Raw genomic sequence first — 13,878 nt, forward strand, 5'->3', positions numbered from 1 at the left:
TGGCGCTGAAGGCGAGGAGGCTCCCGCCGCGGGCATTCTGGGGTCGCAAACCGGCTTTTGCGGCCGAAGAGGCAAGCCATGTGCCACCAGGGGCGGTTGCGGCCGGTTTTTCTCATAGTCTGCCCCTAGTCTGAATCAGGTAGGTTTGGGCCAAAGCCGTATGGCAATCTGAATAAGAACTCGATAACAACCTGGTGATGTGAGGAAAGCAGATGGAGGCATTGATCTTCGACCATGTCCGTACCCCCCGAGGCAAGGGCAAGCCGGATGGAGCACTGCATGAGGTGACGCCGGTCTGGCTGGCAGCCCAGCCGCTGCTGGCTTTGCGTGAGCGCAACCAGCTCGATACATCGGCGGTGGACGATGTGGTCATGGGCTGTGTGGTACCCGTGGGCGAGCAGGGCGGCAATGTGGGCCGCATGGCGGTGCTGCAGGCCGACTATGCGCAGAGCGTGGCCGGCGTGCAGCTCAACCGTTACTGCGGCTCGGGCCTGGAGGCGGTGAGCTTTGCTGCGGCCAAGGTGATGGCCGGCCAGGCCGATATGACCATCGGTGCCGGCGTGGAGATGATGTCCCGCGTGCCCATGGGGTCGGACGGAGGCGCCTGGGCGCAGGACCCGCAGCTGGCCAGCAAGACCTATTTCGTGATGCAGGGCATTTCGGCAGACTTGCTGGCATCGCTGCGCGGCCACAGCCGCCGTGATCTGGATGAGTACTCGGCCGAAAGCCACCGCCGCGCGGCCACGGCCTGGGCGGAAGGTCGCTTTGACCAGTCTGTGGTTCCCGTCAAAGATTTCCTGGGCATGACGCTGCTGGAAAAGGACGAAACCATTCGCCCCGAGACCACCGCCGATTCGCTGGCCGCCCTCAAGCCCGCGTTCACCGAGATGGGCCAGAAATACGGTTATGACAGCGTGGCGCTGCAGCGCTATCCGCAGGTTGAGCAGATTCACCATCATCACCATGCAGGCAACAGCTCGGGCATTGTCGACGGTGCGGCTGCCGTGCTGATCGGGACGGCCGAGGCCGGTGCCAGGCAGGGCATGAAGCCCAGGGCCCGCATCCGTGCCTTTGCCAGCATAGGCTCCGAGCCGACCCTGATGCTGGACGGCCCGGCTCATGCCGCACGCAAGGCTTTGGCCAGGGCGCGCATGCAGGCTTCGGACATCGATCTGTGGGAGCTCAACGAGGCCTTTGCCACGGTGGTGCTGACCATGATGGAGGAGCTGGACATTCCCCATGAGCGCATGAACGTCAACGGCGGAGCGATTGCCATGGGCCACCCGCTGGGTGCGACGGGCGCCATGATTCTGGGCACGGTGCTGGACGAGCTGGAGCGCACTGGCAAGCGCACGGCGCTGATCAGCCTGTGCGTGGCGGCGGGCATGGGCTCGGCCATGATCATCGAACGCGTGTGAGTGAGGGAGCAGACATCATGACAACGGAAATCATTCGCTACGCCGTAGACGGGGACGGCATTGCCACGCTGACGCTGGATTACCCCGGCAAGACCATGAATGTGATCGACCAGGCTTTCATGGACAGCCTGGAAGCCTGTATCGCACGCATGCACGGCGACGACCGGGTGCGCGGCGGCATCATCACCTCGGGCAAGGACAGCTTTGTCGCGGGGGCCGACCTGATGGGCATGGAAGCCAATATCGACGCCATGGCGGACATGCCCATCGAGGAACTGTTCGCCTCCTGCGCATCGCTGTCCAGGCTGCTGCGCAAACTGGAGACCCTGGGCAAGCCGCTGGTGGCAGCCATCAACGGCATGGCACTGGGCGGCGGCTATGAAATCTGCCTGGCCTGTCACCACCGCATTGCCGTCGATGCCCCCACGGTTCTGGTCGGCCTGCCCGAGGCGCAAGTGGGCTTGCTGCCCGGCGCCGGCGGCACCCAGCGCCTGCCGCGCATGATCGGCATTCTGGCCGCCATGCCTTTTCTGATGGAGGGCAAGCAGCTGCAGGCCGTGAAGGCCAGGGAGGCCGGTCTGGTGGACGAGGTGGTGGCTCCCGAGCAGCTGCTCGGCGCTGCCAAGGCCTGGCTGCTGGCCAGCCCCACGGCAGTGCAGCCCTGGGATGTGAAAGGCTTTCGCATCCCCGGTGGCGGCCCGCTGGATTCGCGCGTGGCCCCGGCCTTCGTGGTGGGTAATACCCTGCTGCAGGCCAAGACCTTTCACAATATGCCGGCGCCGCTGTGCATTCAAAGCTGCATCTACGAAGGTTGCCAGCTGCCCATCGACAAGGGCCTGCGCATCGAGAGCAAATACATGGCCACGCTGTCGCGCAGTCCCGTGGCGCGCGGCATGATTCGCACGCTCTTCGTCAACAAGACCAAGGCCGAGAAAGGCATGCACCGGCCTGCAGGTTTTGAGCCCTTCCAATGCCGCAAGCTGGGTCTGATCGGTGCAGGCATGATGGGGGCGGGCATTGCCTTGGTTGCAGCCCAGCGCGGTATTCAGGTGGTGCTGATAGACCGGGATCAGGCAGCTGCGGACAAGGGCAAGCAGTACTCCGAGAAGACGCTGGCCAGGCAGGTGGACAAGGGGCGCCAGAGCCGCGAGAAGGCCGATGCCATCCTCGCGCGCATCACGCCCGGCACCGATTACGAGTTGCTGCGCGATGCCGATATGGTGGTCGAAGCCGTGTTCGAAGACCGAGCCATCAAGGCGGAAGTGACCCGCAAGCTGGACGCCGTGCTGCCGCCTGGCTGCGTGCTGGCCAGCAACACCTCGGCCCTGCCCATCAGCCTGCTGGCGCAGGCGAGCGACAGGCCCGATCGCTTCATCGGTCTGCATTTCTTCTCGCCGGCCGACAAGATGCCGCTGGTGGAAGTCATTCGCGGCAAGCTGACATCGGATGCCACGCTGGCGCAGGCACTGGATTTTGTGGCCCAGCTCAAGAAGACACCCATTGTCGTCAACGACAAGCGCGGCTTTTTCACCAGCCGCTTCATCGGCGCGTTTGTGGATGATGCCATCGGCATGGTGGCAGAAGGCATTGCCCCGGCATTGATAGAGAACTGTGCCAGGCATGCGGGCATGCCCGTGGGGCCGCTGGCGATTACCGACGAGCTGTCGATTGATCTGTCCAAGCACGCGGGCGAAGCCCAGGCCAAGGAGTTCCCCGGGGAATACAAGCCCGGTCGCTCCGTGCCGGTGATCGGCAAGCTGTTCGAGCTGGGCCGCCTGGGCCGCAAGGCGGGCAAGGGCTTCTATGACTACGATGAAAGCGGCAAGCGCATCTGGCCGGGCCTGGCCGAGCATTACCCGCTAAAAGACCTGCAGCCCAGCGCGCACGACCTCAAGCAGCGCATTCTCTATGTGCAGGCCGTCGAAGGAGCGCGTGCCATGGAGGAGGGCGTGCTGCTGGCGCCGGCCGACGGCGACATCGGCTCGATTCTGGGAGTGGGCTTTCCCGCCTATACCGGCGGCCCCTTCTGCTTTATCGACGGCATAGGTCTGCCGCAGTTCGTGGCCGAGGCCGACCGTCTGGCAGATCTGTTTGGCGAGCAACTGCGCCCGCCTCAGCTGCTGCGCGATATGGCGGCCAAGGGCCAGACCTTCTACGGCAAGAGCGCAAGAGCCTGACAGGAGCACAAACGTGCCGCTAGGGGCGGGCCAGGGCTCGCCCCATGTGCAGACACTCATCCGATAAATACATCAATGGAGACAAGCCATGGATGAAGTCTTCGATTACATCGTCATAGGCGCGGGCTCGGCGGGCGGCACACTGGCTGCGCGGCTGAGCGAGAACCGGCAGCACAAGGTCCTGCTGCTCGAAGGCGGCGCAAGCCACAAGGATTTGCTGGTCTCCATGCCTTCTGGCTGGGGCCAGATGATCAACAGCTCCCGTTATTCCTGGGGGCACGAGACAGAGCCCGAGCAGTACGCAGCCAAGCGCCGCATCAGCCTGCCGCGAGGCAAGCGCCTGGGGGGCTCATCCTCCATCAACGGCATGATTTATGTGCGCGGCGATCGCGCGGACTTCGATAGCTGGGCTGAGCAAGGGGCAGTGGGCTGGAGCTATGACGAGTTGCTGCCCTACTTTGTGCGCACAGAAGACCAGCAGCGCAGCGAACAAGAATTCACCCGGCCCTGGCATGGGCGCGGCGGGCCGCTGACGGCCAACAATCTGCACAACCCCCATCCGGTATCGCTGGCCATGGTGCAGGCCGCCATTCAAGCCGGGATGCCCGCATGCAAGGATTTCAACAACGGCCATCCCGACGGGGCAGGGCTGTTTCAGGTCAATCTCAAGAATGGTCAGCGCTCGTCGGTGGCCAAAAACGCCATCGAGCCCGCCATGCAGCGGCGCAATCTGGATGTGCGCATGCAGGTGCTGGTCACCCGCATAGGTCTGGATGGGCTGCGCGCCAGCACGGTGCACTGGAAGGACAAGGCCGGCGCAAGCCACGCCGCCCGCGCCAGCAAGGAAGTCCTGCTGTGTGCAGGGGCTCTGCAGTCGCCCCAGTTGCTGATGCTCTCGGGCATCGGCCCGGCAACGCACCTGCAGGAGATGGGGATCGAGGTCAAGGTGGATCTGCCCGGGGTGGGTGCCAATCTGCAGGACCATGCGATTGTCCCCATGTCCTGGCGCATGAAGGCCGGAACGCCCAGCCTCAACCGCTCGCTGCGCGGCCTGGGGATTGGCGCTTCGCTCATTCAGTACCTGTTGACCAGGCAGGGAGCCATGGCCATGCCGGCTTCGGAGTTTGCCGCATGGTTCCGCAGTGACTCCAGCCTGCCCTACAACGACATCCAGATTCACGGCCTGCCCGTGACCGGCGATATCGAGGGCTATATGCAGGGCGGAAAGAACTACCGCACCGAGGCTTTCCCCGGCATGACGATGGCGCCCTATCAGGTGCGGCCCTATTCACGCGGCCAGCTCAGGCTCAGGAGCAGCAAGCCCGAGGAGCTGGCCAGCATTCGCATGAACTTTCTGCACGACGAGCGTGACCGCAAGGCACTGCTCCATGGAGTACGCATGGCCAGCAGGATTGCCCGCCAGCCCGCGCTGGCCGGCCTGATCGAAACGCAGACGCGCCCGGCACCTGGCCTGCAAAGCGACGAGGAGCTGCTGGACTGGATCTCCATGTACCTGGGCTCGGGCCATCACGCCAGCGGCAGCTGCCGCATGGGCCATGTAGCCGATCCGCGAAGCGTGGTCACGCCCGACCTCCGGGTCAAGGGCGTGCAGGGTCTGCGCGTGATCGATGCCTCGGTCATGCCGCATCTGGTGTCGGGCAATACGAATGCGGCATCGGTGGTGATTGGCGACAAGGGCGCGGATCTGGTGCTGGGCCTGGCACCGCCAGCTGCAAGGCAGTGGAATGTGGCTGCTGTGCTACCGGATGTCGCGGGTGTCGCTGCCGTGGTTTGAGCTTTGGAAGAATGGGTGGAGACAAAAAGATGAACTTCGATTTCAGTGACGACCAGAACGCATTGCGCAACGAAATACGAAAATTCCTGACCAGGGAATCGCCGCTGACGCAGGCGCGTGCCTTGCTCGAGGGCGAGGGTCACCATGCCCAGGACGTATGGAGCGGCATGGCCCAGCTGGGTGTGACCAGCCTGATGCTGCCGGAGGACTGTGGCGGTATCGGCCTCGGTGCCATGGAAATGTGCGTGGTGGCCGAGGAAGTGGGCCGCCAGCTCAGTCCCGTGCCTCTGGCATCGACCATGTATCTGGCGGTGCAGGCCGTCCTGCTATCCACACAGGATCAGTCTGCGCAACGCCGGCAATGGTTGCTGCCGGTTTCGGGCGGAAGCATTGGCTGCCTGGCAGCGCCGACGGACGGGCAGAATCAGCCATCCGGTCTGCCTCTGTTTGACGGCAAGACCTTGAAGGGAGAGTGTCCTCTGGTGGCCGATGGCATGGCCGCGCAATGGGGTGTGGCGCTGGCGCGCAATGCGACGGGGGCGGATGTGCTGGTGGCCTTCAGATGTGATGGCTCGGTGCAGCGCAGGAAGCTCAAGACGCTGGATCCTTCCAAGCCCTATGCCTTGTTGCGCTTTGACGGCACGGCGGCCGAGCAACTTGACGGAGCCAGTAGCGCAGCCCAGGTGCTGGCACGCGTGCGCCATCGTGCTGCCGTGATGCTGGCCTTCGAACAGCTGGGAGCGGCCGACGCTGCGTTGGAGATGGCCTGCAGCTACGCCAGGGAGCGCAAGGCCTTTGGCCGGCTCATTGGGTCCTATCAGGGCATCAAGCACAAGCTGGCCAATCTCTACACCAACAACCAGCTGACCCGTGCGCATTGCTACTACGGAGCCTGGGCGCTGACGGCAGACATGAATCTGGCTGATGGTGCGCCCGAGCTGCCCGGCGCAGCCGCGGCAGCACGCGTGAGCAGCACCCAGGCGCTGTCGGACGCTGCACAGGAAAACCTGCACACCCACGGCGGCATGGGCTATACATGGGAGATGGATTGCCATCTGTTCTACCGCCGTGCGCGCCAGCAGGCCGTGGAGCTGGGCAGTATCCACGCCTGGCGCGAACAGGTGGCTGCCGAGTTGCAAAAGCGGTTGCTTGCTCCTGCGAAAGAGACGATTGTGCAGAGCTCGGCCGCAGCCGACCGCCAGTCCATGGACTTTGGGGACACGCCCGAAGAAGCCGCCTTCCGCGCCGAATGCCGCGCCTGGCTGCAAGCCAATGCCGATCCCAAGGCAAGTGCCGACGACTACTTTGGTCGTGACATGACTGCCGAGCAGCGCATGGAGGCAGCCCGGGTCTGGCAGGGCAAGAAGGCTGCAGCGGGTTTTGGTGCGATTACCTGGCCCAAGGTGCTGGGTGGTCGTGGCGGAACGCCCATGCAAGAGTTGATCTGGCGTCAGGAAGAGGGCAAGGTCAAAGTGCCCACGGGCATGTTCAACGTCAGCCTGGGCATGGTGTTGCCATCGGTGATGGCGCACGCCAGCGCCGAAGTGCTGGGCAAGCATGTGGCTCCGGCCCTGGGTGGAAAAAACCTCTGGTGCCAGTTGCTGAGCGAGCCGGGTGCCGGCTCCGATCTGGGCATGGTGCGCACACGTGCCGAGCGTGCGACCGATGGCCGTGAAGGCTGGATCCTCAACGGCCAGAAGGTCTGGACCTCTCTCGCACAGTTTGCCCAGTTTGGTCTGGTGCTGGCAAGGACCAATCCGCAGGCGAGCAAGTTTGAGGGGCTGACCACTTTCTTCCTCGATATGCGGTCGCCCGGCATTACCGTGCGCCCGATTCGTCAGGCAGGGGGCGAGTCCGAGTTCAACGAAGTCTTCTTCGAGGACGTGTTCGTGCCCGATAGTCAGATGGTGGGCAAGCTGGGCGGTGGCTGGAAGGTCACGTTGACAGGCTTGATGGCAGAACGCCTGGCCATTGGCGGCGTGATGCCCGCCGAGCTGTGGCGCACCACGGCTGGCCTGCTGGCCGATCATCGATTTGACGGCAGGCCTGCGCTGCAGGACGGTCGCCTACGCGAGCGCTGGGCCGACCTCTATCTGAAGGAGCAGGCGCTATGGCTGCTGCAGTGCCGCGCGCTGACGGCGCTGAGCAAGGGCCGCCAGCCCGGCCCCGAAATGAGCGGCGCCAAGAACGTGGCCGCTGCCGCGCTGCAGTCCTTCAGCTACTTCGCTATCGACTTGCTTGGCGAGCGCGGCGTGCTGGCCGCCAGCGAACTTGGCGAGCGTTTTGCCATGGTGGAGCGCCTGTGGTTCGGCTCTGCCGGCATGCGCATTGCGGGCGGTACCGACGAGGTGGTGCTCAACAGCATTGGCGAACGCGTGTTGGGGCTGGCTGCCGAGCCCCGTGCGGACAAGGATCTGCCCTTCTGCGAACTGCTTGCCTAGTGACTTGGCGCGGCACACCGCAATGTGCCGCGTCCTTTTTACTGGGCATACAAGCCTCCATTCAATCCACGTGGCGGAGATCACGTTTTTCAGGAGACAGGAAATGAGTGCATCTGCTGTGGCCCGTGTGCCGCAAGCCGCTTCGGCCAGGGTGATGCCGGTCAGCAATGTGACGGGCTGGCGTCGTCACTATCTGCTGCTGGTGCTGTTGCTCGTCTATGGCGTGAGCATGATAGACCGTCAGATCATGGGGGTGCTGATTCAGCCCATCAAGCAGGAGATGGGGGTTTCTGACAGTGCCATGGGCCTGCTCACGGGTCTGGCCTTTGCTCTGTTTTACAGCATTCTGGCCGTACCATTTGGCCGCTTTGCCGACCGTACCAACCGCCGCAACCTGATTGCCTGGTGCTGCGCCGGCTGGAGCGTTGCCACGGGTCTTTGCGGTATGGCGGTGGGCTTCTGGAGCCTGACGGCTGCTCGTGTGGGTGTTGCGGTGGGCGAGGCGGGCAGCACGGCGGCATCGACCACCATGATCGCTGACATCTACCCGCCCGAACAGCGCAGCCGAGCCATGAGCGTGTTCAGCCTGGGACCGCATCTGGGGTCGCTGGTGGGCCTGGGCGTGGGAGCCTGGATCGCCCAGCACTACGGTTGGCGCTCGGCCTTCCTGTGGCTGGCCCTGCCGGGCGTGCTGGTGGCCGTGCTGCTGCGCCTGACCTGCCGTGAGCCCGTGCGGGGGGCTCAGGACGGGCGCCCTGCGGCACAGGCCGTTGCCGAGAAATTTGGCGATGTCATGGCCGCGCTGGCACGCAACAAGGCGTTTGTGGGCCTGGGTCTGGCCAGCATGCTGATGGCGTTCTCGGGCTATGCGATCGGCATGTGGAATACCGCGTTTCTGGTGCGCTCCCATGGTCTTCAGCTCAAGGATGCGGGCGCCATCATGGGATTTATCGGTGGGCCGGGGGCGATTTTTGGGGCTTTGCTCAGCGGCTGGATTACTGATCTGATGGCAAGGAGGGATGTACGCTGGCAGATTGGCGTTCCGGTTCTGGGGACGCTGATTTCGATTCCGCTGGGGCTGGCTTTCTATCTGAATGACTCTGCGGGACAGTGGACGCTGGCCGGCCTGCAGATTCCGCATGCGATTGCCTACTACGGCCTGTTCTCCATCTTCTCCAGCTTCTGGGCCGCGCCGGTGTTTGCTGCGCTGACCAATGTGATTGCCTCCAGCCGTCTGGCGACTTCTCTGTCCATCTACAACCTGCTGCTGACTGCAGTTGGCGGTGGCCTGGGACCTCTGACGGTGGGTCTGCTCAGTGATGCATTCATCGTTCGGGCGGGCAGTGAATCGCTGCGCTGGGCGCTGGTCTGCATGCTCGCCTTTTATGCGCTGGCGCTGCTGATCTATGCCTGGACCATCAAGCCCTATGCATCGATGGTGACTACGAAAAAGATCGCTTGAGGCGACCTGGAAACAGACGATGGAGAGAGCTTCCACTGAGATTCTGCATTCTTCGACCAAGTCTTGGGAAATGCCTTGGTGGAAGTTTTTTAAGGGTAGGTGCTGTTGGGTGCTGCCTGTCTATCTGCGAGCATGCTCCCTCGAAACCACAAGGGTCTGCACCAGGTTCAAGCGGACGATGAATGTGGACAGACCGTCGTCGAGCATTGCAGCACCTGCGGGACAAGTGGATTCGTAAAACGGGAAGACAGACGGAGACAAGAGATGACACGGACCTTCAATCTGGCGGATATTTTTGAGTTGGTGGTGCAAGCTGTGCCGGATCGCATTGCCTTTGGCTGCGGCAGGCAGAAGCTCAGCTTCAAACAGCTCGATGAGCGAGCCAATCAGCTGGGCAACGCGCTGCGCGCGCGTGGCATAGGACGGGGAGACAACGTCGGCATCCAGCTCTACAACTGCGCCGAGTATCTGGAGGCCTTTTTCGCCTGCAGCAAGATCGGAGCCGTGCCGGTCAACGTCAACTACCGCTACGTGGCCGATGAACTTCAGGGGCTGTTCAACAGCCTGGATCTGCGCGGCCTGGTCTATGGCGCGGAGTTCGATGCGTCGGTGCTGGAAGTCATTGCCCTGGTGCCCACTTTGCGTCTGGCGCTGCGGGTTGGCGAGGAGCGTCATGGCCTGCCCAGGACAGTGCAACCCTACGAGCGCGTGTTGGCCGAAGGTGGAAAGGAACTCACGGACGCCGAGCGCAGCGATGACGATATCTTCATGCTCTGCACCGGCGGCACCACGGGGCTGCCCAAGGGGGTGATGTGGCCGCATAAATCCTTGTTCATGGGGGCCTTGGGCGGTGGCGGCTATTACTTCCGCCGGCCTCCCATCGAAAGGCCGGAGGAGCTGCTGCAGCTGGTGCCCAACGGCCCGGCGCTGGCCTATCTGGCGGCGGCACCGCTCATGCATGGCGCAGCCATGTGGGCCACCCTGATCAGCCTGTTTTCCGGGCATCCGGTCTATGTGAACGATCGCAAGAACTTTGATCCTGTACACATGCTGGACCTGATCGAGCATCACCAGATCAATGTGATGGCCGTGGTTGGCGATGCCATGGCCTTGCCCATCATCCAGACGCTGGAGAGCAACCCCGGGCGCTGGCCTCTCAAGTCACTGATGATCTTCGGCAATGGCGGTGCCGTGTTCTCGCGCCATCTGCAGGAGCGGCTGCTGGTGCAGCTGCCTCATCTGGTGCTCAACAACGGCATGGCCAGCTCCGAATCCGGAGTCTTGGGCGGAGGGGAGAAAACGCCCAAGGGCGAAGGCTTTATGCGCATCGCGCCGCGTCCCGACCTCAGCGTGATCTCCGAAGATCTGCGCATTCTCACGCAGCCAGGGGAGGAAGGCATTCTTTCGCGCCGGGGTCACATGCCCCTGGGCTATTACGGAGATCCCAAGAAAACGGCCGAGACCTTTGTGATGGTCGAGGGCAGCCGCTGGGTGTTGACAGGGGACAGGGCTCGCATCGACACCACGGGTGAATATGTGGTGCTGGGCCGTGGTTCGCAGTGCATCAACACAGGAGGCGAGAAGGTTTACCCCGAAGAGGTGGAGGAAACCGCGCGCCGCTACCCGCTGGTTCAGGATGTGGTGGTCGTGGGCCTTCCTGACGAACGCTGGGGTAGCAAGGTGGTGGCCGTGGTGCAGGTGCAGCAGGGCCACGAGTTCGATCTGCAGGAGTTCGAAAGGATCTGCCGCAGCAATCTGTCGGGCTACAAGCTGCCGCGCGCCGTGTATCTGGCCACTGAAGTCAAGCGCAGCCCGGCAGGCAAGGCGGATTACCGCTGGGCCAAGGCCTATGCGGCAGAGCATGAACCGCTGAGCGCCATAGAGGCCTGAGCCGGAGGAAAGAACAGTTACAGACAGCAGAAAGGATACCCTGTTCGTCGCGCCTGACGACGGGATTTAAAGGAGGCCTCGGCCTCCTTCTTTTTTATCTTCAGCGTGCCGCAGCGCAGATACGGCGCGCCGTCTTCTCGGACTTCAGCGCCACAAAGGCTTTGGCTTGCGTGTCATAGCGGTGTGCAATCACATACTGGCTGCAGCGATCCGAATAGCGCGCGCAGGCCTGCATGGCAATGCAAAGATGGGGCCCGTTCCCCCAGACCTTGGCGGGCGGCCGGTCGTAAATCCCTTCGTACAGCGTCTGCTCCTGCGCTTCCCCGTCATTCCATCTGGCCACGATTTCAGAAGAGAAATGGTCAAAGCCTGCGCTGCTGTAGCTTACTTCGTAGTCAATCGTGCCCAGCCTGGTGATGGAAGTGCGGCCCGTGACCTGCTTTTCCCAGGCAGCAGCTTCCTGCGCGCTGCAAGGCACGACGCAAAAGCCCAGCAGCATGAGCCACGTCTGAAGCAGGGTATGGAACTTGCGCAAATGCATGGGGTATGGACATGGAAGATGACGGGGTCACTATATCGCTGGCATCCGCATGGCGTGAACACGATCTGCTCAAGGCGCTTGGTCGAGGTGCCCGATCTCTGCGAAGGAGGCCGGGGAGGGGGGCTGCTCGCAAGCAGGGCGGGCCTGCCGGATCTGGTCCGTTTTTGGATGAGGAGGGGGTGAAAAACGAGCGCAGGCCTCAAGAGCCGGCTTGCTTCGAGGCCCGGTGGGGGGAGCGTCAGCGTTCAGCTTGCCCTCTGCTCGCTGCGCTTGAGCAAGCGGCCCGGCAATGCATCGGTGGCCATGCTGTCGCGGTAGGTGATCTGGCCGGACTTGATGGTGTAGCGATAGCCCTGCGCGCCTTGCAGGAAGCGCTTGCCGCCGGCGGGCAGGTCACGAACGATGTGCGGCGGCAGAATTTTGAGCGCTTGCAGATCGATGATGTTGAGATCCGCCAGCTTGCCGACCTGCAGGACTCCACGGTCGGCAAAGCCATAGAGCGAAGCCGGCCGCTGCGTCAGCATATGGACGGCCTGCTCGATGCTGAACAGGCCGCGCTTGCGCACCCATTCGGTGAGCAGAAAGGTCGTTGCGCTTCCGTCGCAGATGGTGCCCACATGGGCGCCGCCATCGCCCAAGGCGGGTACGGTGTGGGGATGGCCGAGCAGCTCGTGCAGAGCGCTGCAGTCATGGTCCAGATAATTGGCCATGGGCAGATAGACCAGCGCCTGGCCTTCATTGCCCAGCATGAAGTCATACATCCAATCCAGCGGTGGCTGGCCGGCTGCATCGGCCAGAGCCTGAACCGAATCGCCTTCTTGCGGCAGATAGTTGGGCTCTTGGTCGCACCAGGGGTACATGCCCGCAAAGTTCTGGCCGAAGTACTCCATGAACAAGTGGGGATTGCGGTCCTTCTCGCCGAGGATGGCGCTGCGCGTGCCTGGTCGGGACAGCTCTTTGATGCGTTCTGCCGGACTGAGCTGCGCCAGCGCTTCATAGCTGGGCTTGCAGGAAAAGGGGTTCAGGCTGCATTCGAACCCCATGAGTACGCCCACAGGGCGGTTGAGCACCTGGCCCATGATGCGCAGCCCGCCGGCATTGGCAGTTTCAATATGCTGTAGCAGCTCTCGGTGCAGTTGCGGGCGGTGCGGATACTGAAGCACGGTGAGCGTGCCGGCGCAGCCCGTGTCCTGACTGACGCGTGTGAGAATGCTGAATTCGTCCTCGATGTGCTCGAAGTCCGAGATCATCTGGAAGACGCTGTTCGGATAGCTCTTGAGCGAGAGTCCCAGCTCCAGCAACTCCTCGCCCACGGCCTGGTACATGGGGGTGAAGTCCCCCGACTTGGAGCGGTGGGCCATGGTGCGCGAGGTTGACAGACCAACGGCCCCGGCTGCCAGGCCGTGCTTGATCAGTTCCTGCATGGTGCTGATGTCCTCGGCATTGGCCTGCTCGCGCCGTATGGCGCGCTCGCCCATTGCATAGACGCGCAGCGGGCCGTGAGGCAGCAGGGCTGCGATATCGATGTCGTAGCGCCGCGCTGCCAAGGCTTGCAGATATTCAGGAAAGCTTTCCCAGTTCCAGGGCAGGCCTTCATGCAGCGCGGTGTCGGGGATGTCTTCCACGCCCTCCATGAGCGCAATCAGCGTGTCGCGGTCCTCGGGCCGGCAGGGGGCAAAGCCCACGCCGCAGTTGCCAATCACTGCGGTGGTCACGCCCTGCTGGGAACTTGGCCAAAGCCTTTCATCCCAGGTCGCCTGACCGTCAAAGTGGGTATGCACATCCACAAAGCCCGGCGTCACCAGCAATCCGTCTGCATCGATTTGCTGCGCGGCGGTGCCCAGGTCTTGGCCGATGGCGGCGATGCGCCCGTTGCGCACGCCGATGTCCGCGCGGTAAGCGGGGGCGCCGGTGCCGTCCACGATGCGGCCGTTACGGATCAGCAAGTCGAATTGCTGCATGTGTCAGTCTCCTTGAAGTTCTGGTGTACGGCAGAGCTCGCCGCCGTATTCCATTAAGAGGCAATCCGCACGCAAGGCCAATCGGGGTTAGGGAATCGTCCGTTGGGACGATGTGGGAGCGGCTGCCCATGACCACGATGCTCAAGGCGGCGCCGGGATGCGGCCGCCATCTCGTCCTGGCAGTGGCGCAGAG

General features: G+C 63.2%; 8 protein-coding genes. 6 read left to right on the plus strand and 2 right to left on the minus strand.

From position 1 onward, the window contains the following. Nucleotides 1-212 precede the first annotated feature (212 nt). The 6 genes from CTR2_RS06795 to CTR2_RS06820 all read left to right on the plus strand — a co-directional run bounded on the left by CTR2_RS06795 (nucleotide 213) and on the right by CTR2_RS06820 (nucleotide 11,183). Nucleotides 213-1,418: an acetyl-CoA C-acetyltransferase gene (locus CTR2_RS06795; RefSeq protein WP_087086014.1), complete on the plus strand. Its 1,206-nt coding sequence runs from the start codon at nucleotides 213-215 to the stop codon at nucleotides 1,416-1,418. Nucleotides 1,419-1,435: 17 nt separating this feature from the next. Beyond that, entirely contained in the window at nucleotides 1,436-3,595 is a 2,160-nt protein-coding gene (locus CTR2_RS06800) for a 3-hydroxyacyl-CoA dehydrogenase NAD-binding domain-containing protein (protein WP_087086013.1), read from the plus strand. A gap of 88 nt (nucleotides 3,596-3,683) precedes the next feature. Continuing rightward, on the plus strand, nucleotides 3,684-5,390 hold the full coding sequence (locus CTR2_RS06805; RefSeq protein ID WP_087086012.1) for a GMC family oxidoreductase: 1,707 nt from the start codon (nucleotides 3,684-3,686) through the stop codon (nucleotides 5,388-5,390). 29 nt (nucleotides 5,391-5,419) lie between these two features. Then, nucleotides 5,420-7,831, plus strand: a complete 2,412-nt coding sequence (locus CTR2_RS06810; protein WP_087086011.1) for an acyl-CoA dehydrogenase family protein — start codon at nucleotides 5,420-5,422, stop codon at nucleotides 7,829-7,831. Between the two features lie 103 nt (nucleotides 7,832-7,934). Next, the gene (locus CTR2_RS06815; RefSeq protein WP_087086010.1) at nucleotides 7,935-9,293 is read left to right on the plus strand and encodes a spinster family MFS transporter; all 1,359 of its coding nucleotides are present in this window, start codon (nucleotides 7,935-7,937) and stop codon (nucleotides 9,291-9,293) included. A 264-nt stretch (nucleotides 9,294-9,557) separates the two neighbouring features. Further along, on the plus strand, nucleotides 9,558-11,183 hold the full coding sequence (locus CTR2_RS06820) for an AMP-binding protein (RefSeq protein ID WP_087086009.1): 1,626 nt from the start codon (nucleotides 9,558-9,560) through the stop codon (nucleotides 11,181-11,183). A 100-nt stretch (nucleotides 11,184-11,283) separates the two neighbouring features. On the opposite strand, the gene CTR2_RS06825 is transcribed toward CTR2_RS06820, so the two are convergent. Next, nucleotides 11,284-11,724: a hypothetical protein gene (locus CTR2_RS06825; RefSeq protein ID WP_087086008.1), complete on the minus strand. Its 441-nt coding sequence runs from the start codon at nucleotides 11,722-11,724 to the stop codon at nucleotides 11,284-11,286. A gap of 245 nt (nucleotides 11,725-11,969) precedes the next feature. Next, nucleotides 11,970-13,685: an N-acyl-D-amino-acid deacylase family protein gene (locus CTR2_RS06830; protein WP_087086007.1), complete on the minus strand. Its 1,716-nt coding sequence runs from the start codon at nucleotides 13,683-13,685 to the stop codon at nucleotides 11,970-11,972. Nucleotides 13,686-13,878 lie beyond the last annotated feature (193 nt).

Source organism: Comamonas thiooxydans, from assembly GCF_002157685.2.
In the GTDB taxonomy this organism is placed as follows: domain Bacteria; phylum Pseudomonadota; class Gammaproteobacteria; order Burkholderiales; family Burkholderiaceae_C; genus Comamonas; species Comamonas testosteroni_H.